Below are 19,352 nucleotides of genomic sequence, written 5' to 3'. Positions count from 1 at the left end.
CCCCCGTCCCCTCAAGGCTTACGCCTCGTCGTCGTTCACCCAGCTCATGAGCTTGCGGAGCTCCTTGCCCGTGGTCTCCAGCAGGTGGTTCTCGTCGGCCGTCTTGTACTCGGAGTACTTCTTCAGACCGCCGTGGTACTCGTCCATCCACTGCTGGGCGAAGGTACCGTCCTGGATCTCGCCCAGGATCTTCTTCATCTCGGCCTTGGTGTCGGCGGTGATGATGCGGGGGCCGGTGATGTAGTCGCCCCACTCGGCGGTCTCGGAGACCGACCAGCGCATCTTCTCCAGGCCGCCCTCGTACATCAGGTCGACGATGAGCTTCAGCTCGTGGAGGCACTCGAAGTAGGCGATCTCCGGCTGGTAGCCGGCCTCGGTCAGGGTCTCGAAACCGGCCTTGACCAGGGCAGCCGTGCCACCGCAGAGGACGGCCTGCTCACCGAACAGGTCGGTCTCGGTCTCCTCGGTGAAGGTCGTCTTGATGACGCCGGCGCGGGTGCCGCCGATGGCCTTCGCGTACGACAGGGCCAGCTCGAAGCCCTTGCCCGTGGCGTCCTGCTCGACGGCCGCGATACACGGAACGCCGCGGCCCTCCTCGTACTGGCGGCGGACCAGGTGGCCCGGGCCCTTCGGGGCGACCATGGCGACGTCGACACCGGCCGGCGGCTTGATGAAGCCGAAGCGGATGTTCAGGCCGTGGCCGAAGAAGAGGGCGTCGCCGTCCTTGAGGTTGTCCTTGACGGACTCCTCGTAGACCTGCGCCTGGATCGGGTCCGGGACGAGGATCATGATGACGTCGGCCTCGGCGGAAGCCTCGGCCGGGGTGACGACGCGCAGGCCCTGCTCCTCGGCCTTGGCCTTGGACTTGGAGCCCTCGTGCAGGCCGACGCGCACGTCGACGCCCGAGTCGCGGAGCGACAGCGCGTGGGCGTGGCCCTGGCTGCCGTAACCGAGAACCGCGACCTTGCGGCCCTGGATGATGGACAGGTCTGCATCGGCGTCGTAGAACAGCTCGGCCACTGGGTTTCTCCTATGTGTGCGGTGTTGCGACCCACCGTACGGCGGGCGTCGGAAAGAAAGTTTTCGGGTCTCGCCATATGAACGCGCCCCGTCAGGGGCGCGGGGCTGTGTTGCCTGTGCGGCTCCGCCGCGCGGGCGCGACCAGCCACAACGCACCCGCAGGTGCACCGTGCCCCGGCCGCGCAGCACCTACGCGCTGCGCTCCAGGGCGCGCAAGGACCGGTCCGTGATCGACCGCGCCCCACGCCCTATGGCGATCGTCCCCGACTGCACCAGCTCCTTGATGCCGAACTGCTCCAGCATCTTCAGCATCGCTTCGAGCTTGTCCGCACCCCCCGTGGCTTCGATGGTCACCGCGTCGGGCGACACGTCCACGGTCTTCGCACGGAACAGCTGAACGATCTCGGTCACCTGCGACCGCGTCTCGTTGTCGGCGCGGACCTTCACCAGGACGAGCTCCCGCTGGATCGCAGCGGCAGGCTCCAGTTCGACGATCTTCAGTACGTTGACGAGCTTGTTGAGCTGCTTCGTCACCTGCTCAAGCGGCAGGGCCTCGATCACGTTCACCACGATGGTGATGCGCGAGATCTCGGGGTGTTCGGTGGTCCCGACCGCGAGCGAGTCGATGTTGAACCCGCGACGGGAGAAGAGTGCGGTGATGCGGGCGAGGACGCCGGGCTTGTTCTCCACCAGGACGGAGAGCGTGTGCTTGGACATGAGTTCTCTCTCTGCTCTCTGCTTCACTCAGTCGTCTTCGTTGTCGCCGAAGTCGGGGCGGACGCCCCGGGCGGCCATGACCTCGTCGTTGGAGGTGCCGGCGGCAACCATCGGCCACACCATGGCGTCCTCGTGGACGATGAAGTCGACGACGACCGGGCGGTCGTTGATGGAGTTGGCCTCTTCGATGCACTTGTCGAGGTCCTCGGGACGCTCGCAGCGGATCGCGTAACAGCCCATCGCCTCCGACAGCTTGACGAAGTCGGGGATGCGGGTGCCCGCGTTCGGCTGCATGTCCTCCGGGGCCTCGCTGCTGTGCAGCACGGTGTTGGAGTAACGCTGGTTGTAGAACAGCGTCTGCCACTGGCGAACCATGCCCAGGACGCCGTTGTTGATGATGGCGACCTTGATCGGGATGTTGTTCAGGGCGCAGGTGGTGAGTTCCTGATTGGTCATCTGGAAGCAGCCGTCGCCGTCGATCGCCCAGACGGTGCGCTCCGGCATGCCGGCCTTCGCGCCCATGGCGGCCGGGACCGCGTAGCCCATGGTGCCCGCGCCACCGGAGTTGAGCCAGGTCGCGGGCTTCTCGTACTGGATGAAGTGCGAGGCCCACATCTGGTGCTGGCCGACGCCCGCCGCGAAGATCGTGTCCTCGGGGGCGAGCTCGCCGATGCGCTGGATGACCTGCTGGGGGGAGAGCTGGCCGTTCTCCGGGAGGTCGTAGCCCAGCGGGTAGGTGTCCCGCCAGCGGCTGAGGTCGTTCCACCAGGCGGTGTAGTCGCCGGTGTTGCCCTCGGTGTGCTCGGCCTGGACGGCCTGCACCAGGTCGGCGATGACCTCCCGGGCGTCACCGACGATCGGGACGTCGGCGGCGCGGTTCTTGCCGATCTCGGCCGGGTCGATGTCGGCGTGGACGATCTTCGCGTACGGGGCGAAGCTGTCCAGCTTGCCGGTGACGCGGTCGTCGAAGCGGGCGCCGAGGGCGACGATCAGGTCGGCCTTCTGGAGCGCGGTGACGGCGGTGACCGCACCGTGCATGCCCGGCATTCCGACGTGCAGCGGGTGGCTGTCGGGGAATGCGCCGAGCGCCATCAGTGTGGTGGTGACGGGCGCTCCGGTGAGCTCTGCGAGGACCTTCAGTTCGGCGGTGGCCTGCGCCTTGAGGACGCCTCCGCCGACGTAGAGGACGGGCCGCTTGGCGGCGGCGATCAGCTTGGCGGCCTCGCGGATCTGCTTGGCGTGCGGCTTGGTGACGGGCCGGTAGCCGGGCAGGTCGTTGGCGGGCGGCCAGGAGAAGGTGGTCTGGGCCTGGAGCGCGTCCTTGGCGATGTCGACGAGGACGGGACCCGGGCGGCCGGTCGAGGCGATGTGGAAGGCCTCGGCGATGGTGCGCGGGATGTCGGCCGGGTCGGTGACCAGGAAGTTGTGCTTGGTGATCGGCATCGTGATGCCGCAGATGTCCGCCTCCTGGAAGGCGTCCGTGCCGATCGCCTTGGAGGCGACCTGGCCGGTGATCGCGACGAGCGGCACGGAGTCCATGTGCGCGTCGGCGATCGGGGTGACCAGGTTGGTGGCGCCGGGGCCGCTGGTCGCCATGCAGACGCCGACCTTGCCGGTGGCCTGGGCGTAGCCGGTGGCCGCGTGGCCCGCGCCCTGCTCGTGGCGGACCAGGACGTGGCGGACCCGGGTGGAGTCCATCATCGGGTCGTACGCCGGCAGGATCGCACCGCCCGGAATGCCGAATACCGTGTCGGCCCCGACCTCTTCGAGCGACCGGATGAGCGACTTCGCGCCCGTCACGTACTCGATCGGACTGGTGCGGGGTCCGGTGTTACGGGGCCGGGGCTGCGGATGGTGGGCCCCGGTGGCCTGCTCGGTCATCGGCATTCTCTTCTCGAAGCTGAGGGTGTGAGCTGAGGGTGGAAGCTGAGGGTTTTGCGTGGTTCTGCCAGGTGCCGGTGCAACAAAAAACCCCCCGTGCCGTCAGGCAAGCGAGGGGAGCGCGTCGGAGTGGGACAAGCAGGTTCAGCGGTGAACCAAGCTTCAGCCGACGCGCTTTCCAAGTACGAGAATTCGGGTGCGCATGGCATTGACCCTCCCTCCGGCGCACCGGGTGTGTCAAGTGGGTGGGACGGACGTCTCAGCATTTGAGCACAATGGCGGATGCGTGAACGCGTCTGCGCAGGGTGCTCCTGGGTGTCGTACGGGAAGGGGTCCGGCGGCCGGTCCCCCGGTCAGGACGGGCAGTGCGCTGCCCTCGCCGCCGGGCACCGGGAAGTCCCCGCGCACCAGGGCCCGGCGCAGCCGGTACTCGTCGAGCGGTCCCGAGAACGCCATGCCCTGGCCGTGCGTGCAGCCCATCGCGCGCAGGGCCTGGACCTGCTCGGGAAGGTCCACGCCGTCCGCGACGGACTCCATGCCGAGGTCGGTGGCGATCCGCAGCAGCCCGCTGGTGATCTTGTGCAGCCTGGCCGACTCGACGACGCCCTCGACCAGGCCCCGGTCGAGTTTCAGTACGTCGATGGGGAGGCGGCGCAGCGCGTTGATGGCCGCGTACCCGCTGCCGAAGCCGTCCAGGGCGATCCGGACGCCGAGTCGGCGCAGTACGGACAGCCGGTGTTCGAGTTCGTCGAAGGAGGCCCGGGAGTCGCTGTCGGTGATCTCGATGACCAGCGCCCCGGACGCCAGCCCGTGCCGGGTGAGGAGGGCCTCGATGGAGCCGAGCGGCAGGGACCGGTCGAGCAGGCGGCGGGCGGTGAGGCGGACGGTGACGGGGACGGGGTGGCCGGCCCGGTTGCGCTCGGCGGCCTGCTCGACGGCTTCTTCGAGGAGCCAGCGGCCCAGTTCGGCGGTGCGGTCGCTGTCGTCGGCGACGCGCAGGAACTCGGCGGGGGTGAAGAGGATGCCCTGTGCGGAGCGCCAGCGGGCCTGGGCGGCGACGGCGGCGACCCGGCCGGTGGCGAGGTTGACGACGGGCTGGTGCAGCAGGGCGAACTCGCCGTCGTGCAGGGCGGTGCGCAGCCGGGTGGCGAGCTCGGTGCGCCGTACGACCTCGGCCTGCATCTGGGGGGCGTACAGCTCGACGCGGTCCTTGCCTGCCGCCTTGGCGCGGTACATGGCGAGGTCCGCGTTGCGCATGAGGTCGGTGGGGGTGATGCCGGGCTCGGCGAAGGCGACGCCGATGGAGGCGGCGACGCGGACGTCGTTGCCGTCGACCTTGTAGGGCTGGGAGAGGGTGAGGCGGAGCCGGTCGGCGATCTCGTGGACCTGGTACTCGCGGGCGGCCTGGTCGCGGGTGCCGTCGCCGAGGATCAGTGCGGCGAACTCGTCGCCGCCGAGCCGGGCGGCGGTGTCGCCGGCCCGTACCGAGTCCTGGAGGCGGCGGGCCGCCTGGATCAGCAGCTCGTCGCCGGCTTGATGGCCCAATCGGTCGTTCACCGCCTTGAAGCCGTCGAGGTCGATGAACAGGACGGCCGTGCCGAGGTCGGTGGCGCGGCGCCCGGTGAGCGCGAGGCGGACCCGTTTGGTGAACAGGGCGCGGTTGGGGAGGTCGGTGAGCGGGTCGTGCTCGGCGTTGTGCTGCAACTGGGCCTGGAGGCGGACCCGTTCGGTGACGTCGCGGCTGTTGAAGATCAGGCCGCCCTGGTGCCGGTTGACGGTCGACTCGACGTTGAGCCAGTCGCCCGTGCCGGACTTGAAGCGGCATTCTATGCGGGTGGTGGGCTCTTCCAGGGGGGAGGCGGCGAGGAAGCGGCGGACCTCGTGGACGACGGAGCCGAGGTCGGCGGGGTGGATGATCGAGGCCAGTTCGGAGCCGATGAGCTCGTCGGCGTCGCGGCCGTAGACGCCGGAGGCGGCCGGGCTGACGTAGCGCAGTATGCCGGTGGGTGCGGCGATCATGATGACGTCGCTGGAGCCCTGCACCAGGGAGCGGAAGTGGTTCTCCTTCTGGGCCAGTTCCTGGGTGAGCGAGATGTTGTCGACGAGCATGATGCCCTGGCGGACCACCAGGGCGAGGACGACCGTACAGCCCGTGAAGAGGACCACCCGGTCGAGCTTGTGGCCGTCCATGACGTTGTAGAGGATGCCGAGCACGCAGACGGCCGCCGCGAGGTACGGGGTGAGGGCGGCCAGCGAACCGGCGATGGGCCTGCTGGGTGCCCGGCCGGCCGCGGTCCGGCCCTGCGGGGTCCGGACCCCGGAGCCCTGCGGGACGTGCTGGGCGCGGGGCTGACGAAGCGCGCTCCGGGCGCTCGGAGTGCTCTGGGCGCTCGGAGTGCCCTGGCTGCCCGGGGCGCTCTGGCCGTTCTGTGCGGGGTGGCCGTTCTGTGCGGATTGGCCGTTCTGCGCGGGGTGGCCCTTCTGTACCGGCTGGCCACCCTGGGCGACCTTGCGGCTCCGGGTGTTCCGTCCGTGCCAGGGGGCTCTGTCGCGCAGTTGGGCGGTGCGGCTCACCCCCCAGGGGGCGTACGCGAGGAGCAGTGAACCGGCGAACCAGCCCGCGTCGAGGATCTGCCCGGAGTGGTACTTCTCGCGCAGCAGCGGCGAGGTGAACAGGGCGTCGCACAGCACGGTCATGGCGAGGGCCGCGATCGCGGTGTTGATCGCGGTCCGGTTGGCCGACGAGCGGCGGAAGTGCAGCGCCAGGACCATGCTGACGAGTGCGATGTCGAGCAGCGGATAGGCGAGCTTGAGCGCGGCGTGCGCCGTGTTGGCGCCCTGGAAGTCCGCGGTGTGCGCGAGGGCGAGGCTCCACGAGAGGGTCAGCAGCGAGCCCGCGATCAGCCAGGAGTCGAGCGCCAGACAGACCCAGCCGGCCCGGGTGACGGGGCGCTTGGCGAGGACCAGGAGGCCGACGATGGCGGGCGGCCCGAAGAGGAGGAAGAAGAAGTCGGCAAGCGAAGGGGCCGGTACGGGGTCCCCCAACACCACCTCGTACCAGCCCCAGACCGAGTTTCCGCCCGCCGCCATCAAGGAGGAGACGGAGAACAGCAGCCAGGCGGACCGGAAGCGGCTCTCCCTGGTCCGCGCGTAGAAGTAACAGGAGACCGCGGCGACGAATGCTGCCGCGGCGAGACCGAAGTCGCCCATGATGAGCGCCACTTGGCGCGATCCCCAGCCGAGTGCCGAGCCGGCTGCGTATCCTCCGCAGATCACGGCGAGCAGGATCTGGGGCATCAGACCCGGACCACTGCCCCTGCCTACGATCGGCCGGCGGGTCAGCAGGGCCCCCGGGGCGCTCACGGGGCCTCCCCGGTCGGGGGTTTCAGGTGGCCGGGGCGGACAGCCGCCTCAAGGCCCGTCCTGTGTCGGTGACTCTGCCGCACCGGCCGTCGACCGCCTTGCCGTATCGGCCGTCGGTGACTTCGCCGCGTCGGATCGTCTCTCCACTGGCCGTGCATCACCCGTCGCCCCCCTTGCGTGTCCGTCGTACTCCCCAGCGCCATGGACGTGGTGCACGGCGCAGCCCCTAGGTCCGGACGATACACCAGTACGGTCACTCAGGGACATACTTCCTCTACGCTCCGTAACTACCAGTGGGATTGCGGGAACTGGGTGCATCCGGTCCGCTCCGGAGCGTGTTCGTCCGGGACTTTTCGGGCGTCGGCCGGTCCGGCGGGGAGGCCGTCAGCCGACGGTGTGGACGACGTTGTCGAGGGGCTTCCCCGCGGCGTACCGGGTCAGCTGGCGGGCCAGCAGACGCTTGGCTCGGGGCAGGAAGGCGGAGGTGCTGCCGCCCACGTGCGGACTGATCAGGACGCCGGGTGCGTGCCACAGCGGGTGGCCGGCCGGCAGCGGCTCCGGGTCGGTGACGTCGAGTGCGGCGCGCAGGCGGCCCGCCTCCACCTCCACGAGGAGGGCCTTGGTGTCGACGACGGGGCCGCGCGAGACGTTCACCAGGAGGGCGCCGTCCTTCATCCGGGAGAGGAAGCCGGAGTCGACCATGTGGACGGTGCTGTCGGTGAGGGGCGTGCAGAGGATCACCACGTCCGCCCCGGGAAGCAGCGCGGGCAGGTCGGCGAACGCGTGCACGGCGCCGCGCTCCGTGGTGCGGGCGGAGCGCGCGACGCGCGCCACCCGCGCACACTCGAAGGGGGCGAGCCGGTCCTCGACTGCCGCGCCGATGGACCCGTACCCGACGATCAGGACGGACTTGTCGGCGAGTGCCGGGTAGAAGCCCGACCGCCATTCCTCCTGCTGCTGCCCCTGTACGAAGCCGGGGATGCCGCGCAGCGAGGCGAGGGTCAGGGCGAGGGCGAGCTCGGCGGTGCTGGCCTCGTGGACGCCGCGGGCGTTGCACAGCTCCACGCCCGTGTGGAGGCCGGGACGCAGGCCGCCCTGGATGTTGTCGACTCCGGCGGTGAGGGTCTGGACGGCGCGCAGGGAGGTCATCCGCCGCAACGGCCGCAGCACGGTCTCGGGTTCCAGCATGTACGGGACGACGTAGAAGGCGCAGTCGGCCGGGTCGGCGGGGAAGTCGGTGAGGCCGTCCCAGACGCGGTAGCGCAGACCGCTCGCGGCGGGGTCCGGGAGGCCGTCGATCCCGGCCGGTTCCATCGGCAGCCAGACGTCGGCGGGGCGGGTGTCACTGGCGTGCGAAGTCATGCTCAGGAGGCTATGCGAAACCGTCTGACCAGCAACGGTTAGTTTGGGGGTGCGGCAGACGGAGGGGTACGGGCAAGGTGGAGCGCAGGACAATCGGGGCAACGGCACTCGAAGTGGGCGCGATCGGGCTCGGCTGTATGCCGATGAGCTGGGCGTACACAGGGTCCCGGCAGCGCGGCGAGGAGTCGGTGCGCGCACTGCACACGGCGCTCGACCGGGGGGCGAATCTGCTCGACACCGCCGACATGTACGGGCCGTTCACCAATGAGCTGCTGGTCGGCCGGGTGCTGAAGGAGCGGCGGTCGGAGGCCTTCGTCTCCACGAAGTGCGGGCTCCTGGTGGGCGATCAGCACATCGTGGCGAACGGGCGGCCCGGCTATGTGCGCCGGGCCTGCGACGCCTCTCTGAGGCGGCTGCAGACCGAGGTGATCGACCTCTACCAACTGCACCGGGCCGACCCGGAGATACCCGTCGAGGAGACGTGGGGCGCGATGGCCGATCTCGTACGGGCCGGGAAGGTACGGGCGTTGGGGCTGTGCGCGGTGGGGGCGCGGGCGTCACGGCGCTCGGGCACGGGGATCGGTCGGCCGGTGGTGGGCGGGCTGCACGAGGGGACGGTCCGTCAGCTGGAGCGGGTGCAGCAGGTGTTTCCGGTGAGCGCGGTGGAGGCCGAGCTCTCGGTGTGGTCGCCGGAGGCCCTGGAGGGGCTGCTGCCGTGGTGCGAGGCGCGGGGCGTGGGGTTCGTGGCGGCGATGCCGCTGGGGAACGGGTTCCTGACGGGGACGCTGACGCCGGGCGAGGGCTTCGAACCGGACGACGTACGGGCCCGGCACCCGAGGTTCACGGCGGAGATGATGGCGGCGAACCAGCCGGTGGTGGCCGGGCTGCGGCGGGTCGCGCGGCGGCACGGCCCGGAGGTCACTCCGGCGCAGGTGGCGCTGGCGTGGGTGCTGTCCCGGGGGCGGAGCGTGATCCCGGTGCCGGGGGCGAAGACGGCCCGGTGGGTGGCGGAGAACGCGGCGGCGGCGGAGCTGAGGCTGACCTCGGCCGATCTGGCGGAGATCGGCGGGCTGCCGGCGGCGCAGGGGTCCTGGGACTGAGGGCGGCCGGGAACCGGTCCCTGGCCCGGGATCGGGATCGGGATCGGGATCGGGATCGGGAACCCGGGGATGCATCGGGAACCCCGGGGGTGCGAGCGGTGTATTAACGGTACGAGCTTGTCGATCGAAGGGATCCACATCGTGCGACGTCCTGCTGTGACAGCCGTGTTGACCACTGCGGCACTCCTGCTCCTGGCGGGGTGCGCGGAGGGCGGGCCCGCGGGCAGGCCGCCCTCGGAGAAGGGGAGTTCGGCACCGGCGACGGGCAGGCCTGCCGGGAGCGCCGCCCCGTCGGGCGCGCCCGACTCGAAGGCCGCGCCCGCGAAGGGGTCGGCGACCGTGACGGCGACCGTCACCAAGGGCCTCAAGTCCCCCTGGGGGCTGGCCGCGCTGCCGGACGGCGACCTGCTGGTCTCCTCCCGGGACGAGGGGACGGTCACCCGGGTCGACGCGAAGACCGGGAAGGCGACCGCGGTGGGGACGGTGGCGGGGGCCTCCCCGGCCGGCGAGGGCGGCCTGATGGGGCTCGCACTGTCCCCCTCGTACGCCACGGACCACCAGGTCTACGCGTACTTCACCACCGAGTCCGACAACCGCATCGCCCGCATGCTGTACGACGAGAAGCGTCCGGCCGGGCAGCAACTGGGCGCGGCGGACACGGTGTTCAGGGGCATCCCGAAGGGCACCGTGCACAACGGCGGGCGGATCGCCTTCGGCCCGGACAAGATGCTCTACGCGGGCACGGGCGAGACCGGTGAGCGGGGTCTCGCCCAGGACCCGAAGTCCCTCGCGGGCAAGATCCTGCGGATGACGCCGGACGGCGAGCCGGTGCACGGCAATCCCGAGGCGGACTCGGTGGTGTATTCGCTGGGCCACCGCAATGTGCAGGGCCTGGCCTGGGACGCGGACCGGCGGCTGTGGGCGGCGGAGTTCGGCCAGGACAACTGGGACGAGCTGAACCTGATCGAGCCGGGGAAGAACTACGGCTGGCCCGAGGTGGAGGGCCAGGGACGCCGGGCCGGGTTCGTGGACCCGGTCGCCCGGTGGAAGACCTCCGACGCCTCCCCCAGCGGGATCGCCTTCGCCGAGGGGTCGGTGTGGATGGCAGGGCTGCGCGGCGAGCGGCTGTGGCGGATCCCGCTGGACGGGGCGGAGCCGGTGGCCCCGCCGCAGGCGTTCTTCACGGAGAAGTACGGGCGGCTGCGGACCGTACTCGCCCTGGGCGGCGACGAGTTGCTGGTGGTGACCAACGAGACGGACTCCCGGGGCACGCCTGCGCCGGGCGACGACCGGATCCTGAAGGTGAAGGTGACCTAGCCCGCGGCCCTCGGCCGTGTCCGCCCGCAGTGTCCGGGGGTTACCCCACGGCCTCCTCGCGGAAGAGGTCCAGGCGGTGGGCCACGGCGGCGGCTTCGCCCCGGCCGGTCACCTCCAGCTTGGCGAGGATGTTGGAGACGTGGACGCTGGCTGTCTTGGGCGAGATGAAGAGCGTCTCGGCTATCTGCCGGTTGCTGCGGCCGTCCGCGACCAGGCGCAGGACGTCGTGCTCGCGCGGGGTGAGGTGGAAGGCGGACTGCTGCGCCGGGGCCGCGACCGGTGCGGGGGCCGGGGCGAGCCGGGTCCGCCGGGCGAGTTCGGCGACCCGGTCGGCCAGTGGGCGGGCTCCGAGCAGGTCGGCGACGGCGCCGGCCAGCCTCAGGAGCTCTGCGGCACGCACCCGGTCGGCGGCGCGTCCGGCGGCGTCCGCGGTGGGGCCGGGGGCGGCGGCAAGGAGGGAGTCCGCGTGGCGCAGGCGGACCCGGGCCAGGTCGTAGGGGCGCTCCAGGGGTTCGAAGGCGGTGACGGTCCGCTCCCAGTCGTCCGGGGTGTCCCGGCCTTCGGCGCGCAGGAGTTCCGCGCCTACCCAGCAGTCGTACGCCTGCCAGAGCGGAACCCCGGTCGCCTGCTGCTTCGCCTGGTCGCGGATCAGACGGAGGGATTCGGTGCGGCCCGCGTCGGCGGCGGGGACGCCGCGGACTTCGGCCTCCATGACGGCGGCGGCCAGGAGCAGTGGCCAGACGTAGCGGTGGATGCCGGGCCGGAAGCCACCGGAGGCGGCGCGTTCCAGTTCGGCGCGGGCGTCCCGGACGCGGCCCTCGTGGGCGGCGATGGCCAGGGCCAGCCGCTGCAGGGGCAGCTGGTGCTGGGGCATCCGGTCGTACGGGCCGTAGCCCTGCGTCGCGGTCCGCAACTGCTCGGCCGCCTCGGCCAGTTCGCCGCGGGCGAGGGCCAGCGAGGACCGCCGAACGGCGGCGGCGGCGCGCGGCTTGACGGTGGGCGCGGCGGCGCGCTCGGTCAGCAGGGAGTTCGCGGCGACCTCGTCCCAGCGGCCGAGCGAGAAGAAGGAATCGGACTGGTTGCCGCGCACCCAGTGCTCGGCGTCCTGGAGGCCGTGCGCCCGCGCGTAGGCGATGCCCTCCTCGCACAGTTCGACGGATTCGCGGGAGCGGCCGACGGCCTCCAGCAGGGAGGGCAGGTTGGAGTAGCAGCGGTTCGCCACGGTGACCATGTTCTCGGCGAGGGCGCGCTCGCGCACCTCGTACAGCTCGGCGAAGCCCCTCTCGACGTCCCCGGAGTCGACCATCAGGCCGCCGAGGGTGACCCGGGCGTTGAGTTCGGTGTCCTGGGCGCCGACCATCCGGGCGTACTCGACGGCCTGTTCGGCGGTGGCGACGGCTTCGGGTCCCGGTTCGTTCAGCATGGACCAGCCCGCGACCAGCGACAGGATGTCCGCGTGCACGGCGGACGGCGGCAGGCCGCGCAGCAGTTCCTGGGCGGTGGCAAGTTCCGCCCAGCCGTCGCCGCGGGCGAGGCCCATCACCGCCTTGGAGCGCTGGACCCAGAACCAGGCGGCCCGCAGCGCGTCGGACTCCGAGTACGACCCGGATCCCGTGTCCTCGTCGAGGATCCGCAGGGCGCGCTTGGCGAGCTTAAGGGCGCGTTCGCGTGCGCCGCTGAGCCGGGCGGCGACGGTGGCCTCGGCCATCACGTCGAGGTAGCGCAGCGCGGTGGTGGCCGGGTCGCAGCCGCAGGGCGGGTAGACCTCGGCGAAGTCGATGGGCCGCAGGGTGGCGCGTACGTCCCGGGGTGCGTCGTCCCAGAGTTCCAGCGCCCGCTCCAGAAGCTCCAGCTGCTCGGAGCGCGCGTGCCGCTTGCGGGCCTCGACTGCCGCGCCCAGCACGGCGGGCAGGGCCTTCGCCGGGTCGTGGGCGGCGTACCAGTGGCTGGCGAGGCGGGCGGCCCGCTCCTCGCAGCGTACGAGTGTGGGGTCGGCTTCCAGGACCTCGGCGTACCTGCGGTTGAGCCGGGAGCGCTCGCCGGGCAGCAGGTCGTCGCTGACCGCCTCGCGGACGAGGGAGTGCCGGAACCGGTAGCCGTCGCCGCCGGGTGCGACGAGCAGCAGGTTCGCGCCGACGGCGGCCCGCAACGCCTCGATCAGGTCGTCCTCGGTGAGCCGGGCAACGGCGAGAAGCAGCCGGTACTCGACGGTGGAGCAGCCCTCTGCGACGATCCGCACCACCTTCTGGGCGTCGTCGGGGAGCGCTTCGACGCGTACGAGCAGGAGGTCGCGGAGGGAGTCGGTGAGGGAGGTCCGGCAGCCGTTGCCCATCGAGACGGCGAGCTCCTCGACGAAGAAGGCGTTGCCGTCGGAGCGGCCGAACACCTCGTCGACGAGGACGGGTTCGGGCGCGGAGCCGAGAATTCCGGTGAGCTGGCGGTGCACTTCGTCGCGGTTGAAGCGCGGCAGTTCGATGCGCCGTACGGTGCGCAGCCGGTCGAGTTCGGCGAGCAGCGGGCGCAGCGGGTGGCGGCGGTGGATGTCGTCGGCGCGGTAGGTGCCGAGGACGACGAGACGGCCGCTGCGCAGGGTGCGCACGAGGTAGGAGAGCAGGTGCCGGGTGGAGGCGTCGGCCCAGTGCAGGTCTTCGAGTACGAGGACCACGGTGCGCTGCGCGGCGATGCGCTCCAGGAGGCGGACGGTGAGCTCGAAGAGCCGGGCGGTGGCGTCCTCGCCCGCGCTGCGTCCCGGCGCCGTGGACAGGCCGTACGGCGCGTAGGGGGTTGCGCTCAGCTCGGGCAGCAGCCGCGCGAGTTCCTCCTCCTGGCCGGCCGCCGCGGCGGACAGCTCGTCGGGGAGGAGGCGGTGCAGGGTGCGCAGGGCTGCGGAGAAGGGGGCGAAGGGCAGGCCTTCGGCGCCGATCTCGACGCATCCGCCGACGGCGACGACGGGGGCTTGGGCCGGAGCGGCTTGGACCGGGTCTGCCGGGGCCGGAGCGGCCTGGGCCCGGACGGCTTGGAGCGGGACCGCTGGGGCCGGAGCAGCCTGGGCCCGGACCGCTCGGGCCGGGTCTGCCGGGGCCCGGACCGCTCGGGCCGGAGCGGAGGATGCCGCCGCGGCCAGGAACTCCTCGACGAGCCTGGTCTTGCCGACCCCGGCCTCGCCCCCGAGCAGCAACGCCTGCGGCTCGCCCGCGGTGGCGCGGGCGAGCGCATCGGTGAGGGTGCTCAGCTCGCTGCTGCGGCCGACGAACACGGGACTGACGGACCTGGTCTCCACGTCGCCGAGCATCGCACAGCCATTCGGGGCGCCGTCACCCGCTGTCCACATGACGGGCGGCCCGTCAGGCGGCGCGGGTGAAGTGGCTGCGGAGCGATCTGGCCGCCCCCGCCTGCTTCTTGTCCCCGTGCCGGACCCCGGCGCTCTTGGCCGCCTGCCGCGCCTGGCGTACGAGGCGGGCCTGCGCGGCCTCCGCGATGAGCTCGGCGTGACGGCTCTGCTGGATCTCGTAATCGAACATCTTGTGCTCCCCGTTGGGTTGTCGTGGCGTCTTGCGATGCCTCAACTCTCGCTTCCCAGGGGGTGCCTGCACATCGGGAGAGTGCCGCATGTCCGGGCCCTGCGGGGGGCCTTAGACGGGGGTACGGGGGGCCTTAGGCGGCCCGGGAAATCCCGGAAGGCCTAGGCAGTGCCCGGGCGGATACCCAGGCGCTGCCTCCGGGCCGATGCCCGGGCCCCGGTGATGCCTAGGCTCCCGGAGCTGCCGGGGCCGCCGGAGCCGTGGGCAGGGCCGCGAACAGGTCGAAGTACATGCCGGCCGAGACGAGCAGGCCCAGGATCGCCAGGATCACTCCGCCCCAGGCGACCGCGCGCATCCAGACCGGGCGCGGTGCGGCGGCGGCGAGCGCCGGGGCCGAGGGGCGCAGGGCCAGCAGGACACCGGCCCCGACCAGCAGCGCCAGCAGGGCGAAGCCGCCGTTGACCAGTGCCGTCGTGTGCCAGCCGTTGCCGTAGAGGCCCTCGATCTGGGTGGCGGAGTCGCTGGTCTTGGAGAGGGAGAGCTGGCTGACCAGGGTCTCGCGCTCGGCGAGTACCCGGCTGGTCCAGGTGCCGGTGAGCGCGGAGAGGGCGAGTCCGGCGGAGACGATCGCTCCGGCGCCCGCCGCGGCGGAGACGGGCCGGGCCGGCTCCTCGTCGAGCTCGAAGAGGTCGTCGTCGGCGTCGTCGCCCGCCTCGGCGTCCGCGTCGTCGTCCGCCGCGGCAGCCTTCTCCTCGCCGGAGGGCTCGGAGGACCCGGCGGCGTCCTTCGAAGCCTTCGTGTCCTTCGAGCCCTTCACCTCGGCCTTGTCCGTCTTGACAGCACTGTCTGCGCTGCTTGCGCTGTCTGCCGTGGCGGCACTGTCCGTCTTGACGGCCTTGTCCGTCCTCACGGCCTTGTCGTTCGTTTCGTTCTTGCCTTCCGCCTCGGCGGAAGCCTCGGCAGCGGCGTCGTTCTTGGCCTCGGTGCGGGAGTTGGCATTCATGCGCCGCACGCTAGGCGTCGTATCTGAGAGACCCCTTAACGCGCTTCTCGTCCCTCCCGGCCCGCACGCCACTCCGGCGCCAGCACCGACCAGATCTCCTGGTCGTGCCGGGTCCCGCGGTAGCGGTACGCCTCCCGCAGTACGCCGTCCTTCTGCATGCCCAGCCGCTTGGCGGCCTTGAGGCTCGCGGTGTTCTCGGCGTCGGCGATCCACTCGACGCGGTGGATGCCGCGCCCGTCCACCGCCCAGTCGATCAGCACCCGGCACGCCTTGGTGACCAGCCCGCGCCCGGTCGCCGACGGCTCCAGCCAGCAGCCGACCTCGCAGGTGCCGGCCTTCGCGTCGAAGAGCCGGAACATGACGCCGCCGACGAGCTTCCCGTCGGCCCAGATCCCGAAGATCTGCCCGGCGTCCGCCGCGGTCTTCTCCGCGTACCGCTGGAGGAAGCCGCGCGCGGACTCAAGGTCGGTGTTGAAGTCGGGCATCCCGATGTACCGGCCGATGTAGTCCCGGCCCCGGTCGATGTGGGCCAGGAACTCCTCGGCCCGCCACGGTTCCAGTGGCCGCAGTACCGCTGTGCCTTCGTCGTCCAGATCGATGCCGAACATCCCGCTCCCCGTTCTTCCGTCCCGGTCGCGTGCCGCTCCCACGGCACGCAACCGGGATCTTCGCACGGACGGCCGCCGCCCCACAGCTCGGGCCCGGCGGCCAGGACGCCGGGGCCTCAGCCCGAGACGCTCGCCCGTCCGTTCTCGATGTGGCCCATCAGCCGCCGCCGGAAGGCGCTCTCGCCCTCGACGGTGACCGCCAGGTCGTACCAGCCGTGTGCGTCGTCGGCAGAGTGGACGACGCTGCGGCTGCGGCCGGGACGGACGGTGACCCGGCGGGGCCGCCGTACGTCGAGGTCGTCCTCGTCGGCGTACGCCAGCGGCTGCACGGTGAACGTGACCGCCTTCCGCCCCCGGTTGGTCAGGGTCAGGTGCAGGTCCCGGTCACGGCTCTCGATACGGCTGGACACCTCCGCCGTACCGGAGCGGGTACCGGCGAACTCCCGGCGGAAGCCGTTCGGCCCGGTGACGGTGAAGCGGTACGCGTCCCCCGTCAGCGGCACGGACCAGTCCGCGTGGCCCCGTACGTCCAGGTGCTGCGGTACGGCGAACTCGCCCGCGTAGGGGTAGAGCGCGAAGTGCGCGCTCGCGCGGCCCGAGTTGCTGACGGACAGCCGCAGGGACCCGCCGCCCGCGGCGATCCGGCCGTCCACGTCCGGCTGGTACGGCAGGGCCCGAGCCCGCCGCACCCCCGGTTCCTGCTTCGGCATGTGCTGCTCCAGCGGCGGCACGGGACGCCACCGACCGGTGAACGGCGGGATCTCGCCCGGGTGGTCCACCGAGGGCCGGCGGTGCGTGCGCTTGAAGTCGAACGCGGAGGTCAGGTCGCCGGTGACCTTCCTGCGCCACGGGGTGATGTTGGGCTCGCGGACGCCCGTCCACTGCTCCAGGAAGCGCACCACCGAGGTGTGGTCGAAGGTCTCGGAGCAGACGTAGCCGCCCACGGTCCACGGCGAGACGATCAGCATCGGGACGCGGATGCCGAGGCCGGTCGGCCGTCCCTTCCAGCGCTCGTCGGTGTTGTCGGTCGGCGGCACCGGCGGCGGCACGTGGTCGAAGAAGCCGTCGTTCTCGTCGTAGTTGATGAGGACGGCGGTGTGCCGCCACACGTCGGGGTGCGAGCCGAGGGCGTCAAGCACCTGGTAGACGAGCGAGGCGCTGGCGACCGGGGAGGACGAGCCGGGGTGCTCGGAGTCGACGGCCGAGGGCACCAGGTAGGAGACCTCGGGCAGCTTGCCTGCGGCCACGTCGGCGCGGAAGTTCTTGGCGAGGCTGCCGGTCTCGCCGCGGCGCAGACCCCGCTCGAAGAGCGAGCGCTCGGCCTTGGTGAGGGTCGCCACGCCCTCCTCCAGGAGGCCGAGCAGCCTGGTGCGCTCGGTGGCGTCCTTGGTGTCCCGGACGGCGGCGTAGAAGGACTCCATGAAGGTGTGGCCACCGGTCTTGGCCAGCGCCTTGCGGGCGATCTTCTTGAAGGTGGTGAAGAACTCGATGTTGTTGTCGGTGAAGTTCTCCCACTCGGTGTACGTCTGCCAGCTGCGGCCCGCCTTCTCCAGGCGCTCGGCGTACGTCGGCCAGGGGTAGCCGGGGTGGGTGCCTTCGGAGTACGCGGCGTTGGTGACGGCACGGCTGCCGTCGGCCTCGTGCCCCGTCCAGCCGCTCCACAGGTGGTTGCGGTTGGGGCTCGTCGAGGTGTGGATGGACGAGTGGTAGGCGTCGCAGATGGTGAAGGTGTCGGCGAGCTCGTAGTGCAGGGGCAGGTCGCGGCGGTCGTAGTACGCCATGGTGGCGCCGGTCTTGGCGGTCACCCAGCCGTTCATCCAGCCCTGGTTCCAGGCCTTCGCCCCGCCGTCCCACGAGTGGTCGAGGTCGCCGATGTACTGGAGGTCCTTCTTCTGCGCCGCCGCCGCGTCCCGGATCGGGAACGGCAGCACGCTCTTCAGCGGCCCCGGCTGCTCGAACACCGGCTTCCCGCCGGGCAGTTCGATGGCGTTGCGGTCCCCGAAGCCGCGCACGCCGCGCAGGGTGCCGAAGTAGTGGTCGAAGGATCTGTTCTCCTGCATCAGCACGACGACGTGCTTGATCGCACGCAGCCCGCCGGACGCGGGGCGCTCCGCGGCGATGGCGTCCTGCAGCGAAGGCGGCAGCATCGAGCCCGCGGCAGCGGCACCGAGCGCTCCGCCGCCGATCGCGAACAGCCGTCGCCGGGTGAGGTCAGTGGCCATGGGTTCCTCCCGAGTCAGTGGTGATGCCCGGAAAGTACGGGGTGGGGGTGGCCCGGAGAAGTACCTGAACAAGATCACTGGTGAACGTCCAAGCAGTTGGCCCGCGAGTCCAAGCGGCCCCTGTCGGGAACTCCCCCGCTAGAACTCCACCCGCGCCAGCACCGGCAGGTGATCGCTGCCCGTGGCCGCCAGCTTCTCGAAGCGGACGACCTCACCGCCCCGCACCATCACATGGTCCAGCCGTGCCACCGGGAACCGCTGTGGCCAGCTGAAGCCGAACCTGCCGCCCGTGTCGTCCACTTCGGAGACCACCGGGTCCAGGCCCCGTTCGTCCGCCGTCGCGTTGAGGTCGCCCAGCAGGATCACCCGCTCGGTCCGCTCCGCCTTCAGCGCGGCCCCCAGCCGGACCGCCGCCTCGTTGCGCCATCCCGTCTTCAGGCCCTGCGGCCAGGTCGCCCGTACCGAGGGGAGGTGCGCGACATGAACCGCGACATGTCCCTTCGGCGTCAGCGCCGTCGCCCGCATTCCCCGCTTCCACGGCTCCTTGACCCCCTCCGGCTTGAGGTCCACCACGGTGACGTCCCGCAGGGGATACACCGACCAGAGCCCCACGGTCCCCACCACCGCGTGATGCGGGTACTGCGCCCGGAGCACGCCCGAGATCTTCGCCGCCGCACCCGCCGTGACCTCCTCCAGCGCGATGAGCTTCGGCCCGGCCGCCGCCAGCGCCCGTACCGCACCCGCCGGATCGGGATTGTCGTCGGCGATGTTGTGCTGCACCACGCTGAAGTCGTACGAGGCGCTGCCCCCGGCCCCCAGGAGCGCCCCGCCCACCAGACCGCCGTACGCCCCGACGGGGACCACCAGCGCCACCAGGGCGAGCGCCGAACGGCGCCACCTGGCGAGCATCAGCAGCGGCAGGATCAGCAGTCCCAGCCAGGGCAGGAAGGTTTCCGCGAGGCTGCCGAGACCGCGTGCGTCCGGCACGTACCCGTGCAGGACCGGCAGCAGCCCCAGCAGTACCGCCGCCAGGCCGACGATCCGGCCCCGCCGCCAGGTGCCCCGCCCCTTCGCGTCCTCGCCCCAGTGCCGCCCGTCGGGCCATGCCCCGCGCCCGGCCTCTTCGTACCCGTGTCGCTGCTCGTACGTCGTCGACACCGCTCCCCCGTCCTTGCCGTGCGCCGTTCCCGGTGAGGACGCAGCACCGGAGCCGATGGTTCACCCTCCGGTACGCGCCG

The 19,352-nt window shown here is 71.6% G+C and carries 13 protein-coding genes; 2 read left to right on the top strand and 11 right to left on the bottom strand.

From position 1 onward, the window contains the following. Positions 1-18: 18 nt before the first annotated feature. From ilvC to ACWGIG_RS23095, 5 genes are all read right to left on the bottom strand, one after another. Positions 19-1,020 carry a ketol-acid reductoisomerase gene (gene ilvC, locus ACWGIG_RS23115; RefSeq protein WP_453323543.1) on the bottom strand — a complete coding sequence of 334 codons (1,002 nt, stop codon included), beginning with the start codon at positions 1,018-1,020 and terminating at the stop codon, positions 19-21. A gap of 189 nt (positions 1,021-1,209) precedes the next feature. Beyond that, positions 1,210-1,737, bottom strand: coding sequence for an acetolactate synthase small subunit (gene ilvN, locus ACWGIG_RS23110; RefSeq protein WP_453323542.1), 528 nt, complete (start codon positions 1,735-1,737; stop codon positions 1,210-1,212). Positions 1,738-1,764: 27 nt separating this feature from the next. Beyond that, complete coding sequence (locus ACWGIG_RS23105; protein ID WP_453323541.1) at positions 1,765-3,624, bottom strand: acetolactate synthase large subunit; 1,860 nt, start codon at positions 3,622-3,624, stop codon at positions 1,765-1,767. Between the two features lie 231 nt (positions 3,625-3,855). Continuing rightward, positions 3,856-6,915, bottom strand: coding sequence for a putative bifunctional diguanylate cyclase/phosphodiesterase (locus tag ACWGIG_RS23100; protein WP_453323545.1), 3,060 nt, complete (start codon positions 6,913-6,915; stop codon positions 3,856-3,858). 450 nt (positions 6,916-7,365) lie between these two features. After that, a complete protein-coding gene (locus ACWGIG_RS23095; protein ID WP_453323540.1) occupies positions 7,366-8,343 on the bottom strand; it encodes a 2-hydroxyacid dehydrogenase in 978 nt (325 codons plus the stop codon). Between the two features lie 77 nt (positions 8,344-8,420). Between ACWGIG_RS23095 and ACWGIG_RS23090 the strand changes: the two genes are divergently transcribed. Both ACWGIG_RS23090 and ACWGIG_RS23085 read left to right on the top strand, forming a co-directional pair. Continuing rightward, on the top strand, positions 8,421-9,443 hold the full coding sequence (locus tag ACWGIG_RS23090; RefSeq protein ID WP_453323539.1) for an aldo/keto reductase: 1,023 nt from the start codon (positions 8,421-8,423) through the stop codon (positions 9,441-9,443). A gap of 156 nt (positions 9,444-9,599) precedes the next feature. After that, positions 9,600-10,760: a PQQ-dependent sugar dehydrogenase gene (locus ACWGIG_RS23085; RefSeq protein WP_453323544.1), complete on the top strand. Its 1,161-nt coding sequence runs from the start codon at positions 9,600-9,602 to the stop codon at positions 10,758-10,760. A 40-nt stretch (positions 10,761-10,800) separates the two neighbouring features. Here ACWGIG_RS23085 and ACWGIG_RS23080 read toward each other — a convergent pair whose 3' ends face one another. The 6 genes from ACWGIG_RS23080 to ACWGIG_RS23055 all read right to left on the bottom strand — a co-directional run bounded on the left by ACWGIG_RS23080 (position 10,801) and on the right by ACWGIG_RS23055 (position 19,272). After that, a complete protein-coding gene (locus ACWGIG_RS23080; RefSeq protein ID WP_453323538.1) occupies positions 10,801-14,052 on the bottom strand; it encodes a helix-turn-helix transcriptional regulator in 3,252 nt (1,083 codons plus the stop codon). A 52-nt stretch (positions 14,053-14,104) separates the two neighbouring features. Continuing rightward, positions 14,105-14,281, bottom strand: coding sequence for a hypothetical protein (locus ACWGIG_RS23075; RefSeq protein WP_453323537.1), 177 nt, complete (start codon positions 14,279-14,281; stop codon positions 14,105-14,107). Positions 14,282-14,507: 226 nt separating this feature from the next. Next, positions 14,508-15,284 carry a hypothetical protein gene (locus tag ACWGIG_RS23070; RefSeq protein ID WP_453323536.1) on the bottom strand — a complete coding sequence of 259 codons (777 nt, stop codon included), beginning with the start codon at positions 15,282-15,284 and terminating at the stop codon, positions 14,508-14,510. 35 nt (positions 15,285-15,319) lie between these two features. After that, positions 15,320-15,892, bottom strand: a complete 573-nt coding sequence (locus ACWGIG_RS23065) for a GNAT family N-acetyltransferase (RefSeq protein WP_453323535.1) — start codon at positions 15,890-15,892, stop codon at positions 15,320-15,322. A gap of 116 nt (positions 15,893-16,008) precedes the next feature. Then, complete coding sequence (locus ACWGIG_RS23060) at positions 16,009-18,114, bottom strand: phosphocholine-specific phospholipase C (protein ID WP_453323534.1); 2,106 nt, start codon at positions 18,112-18,114, stop codon at positions 16,009-16,011. A 138-nt stretch (positions 18,115-18,252) separates the two neighbouring features. Next, positions 18,253-19,272 (bottom strand): endonuclease/exonuclease/phosphatase family protein, encoded by a 1,020-nt coding sequence (locus ACWGIG_RS23055; RefSeq protein WP_453323533.1) that lies wholly within the window; start codon positions 19,270-19,272, stop codon positions 18,253-18,255. Positions 19,273-19,352: the final 80 nt, after the last annotated feature.

The sequence above is a fragment of the Streptomyces sp. NPDC054863 genome, assembly GCF_053610825.1.
Note: the sequence above shows the minus strand (reverse complement) of the source record. Positions and strands in the feature narration are given on the sequence as shown.

Coding starts and splice junctions, on each gene's coding strand:
- ACWGIG_RS23100 (WP_453323545.1), bottom strand. CDS start 6,915: ATGCCCCAGATCCTGCTCGCCGTGATCTGCGGAGGATACGCAGCCGGC.
- ilvN (WP_453323542.1), bottom strand. CDS start 1,737: ATGTCCAAGCACACGCTCTCCGTCCTGGTGGAGAACAAGCCCGGCGTC.
- ACWGIG_RS23070 (WP_453323536.1), bottom strand. CDS start 15,284: ATGAATGCCAACTCCCGCACCGAGGCCAAGAACGACGCCGCTGCCGAG.
- ACWGIG_RS23080 (WP_453323538.1), bottom strand. CDS start 14,052: ATGCTCGGCGACGTGGAGACCAGGTCCGTCAGTCCCGTGTTCGTCGGC.
- ACWGIG_RS23060 (WP_453323534.1), bottom strand. CDS start 18,114: ATGGCCACTGACCTCACCCGGCGACGGCTGTTCGCGATCGGCGGCGGA.
- ACWGIG_RS23105 (WP_453323541.1), bottom strand. CDS start 3,624: ATGCCGATGACCGAGCAGGCCACCGGGGCCCACCATCCGCAGCCCCGG.
- ACWGIG_RS23075 (WP_453323537.1), bottom strand. CDS start 14,281: ATGTTCGATTACGAGATCCAGCAGAGCCGTCACGCCGAGCTCATCGCG.
- ACWGIG_RS23065 (WP_453323535.1), bottom strand. CDS start 15,892: ATGTTCGGCATCGATCTGGACGACGAAGGCACAGCGGTACTGCGGCCA.
- ACWGIG_RS23095 (WP_453323540.1), bottom strand. CDS start 8,343: ATGACTTCGCACGCCAGTGACACCCGCCCCGCCGACGTCTGGCTGCCG.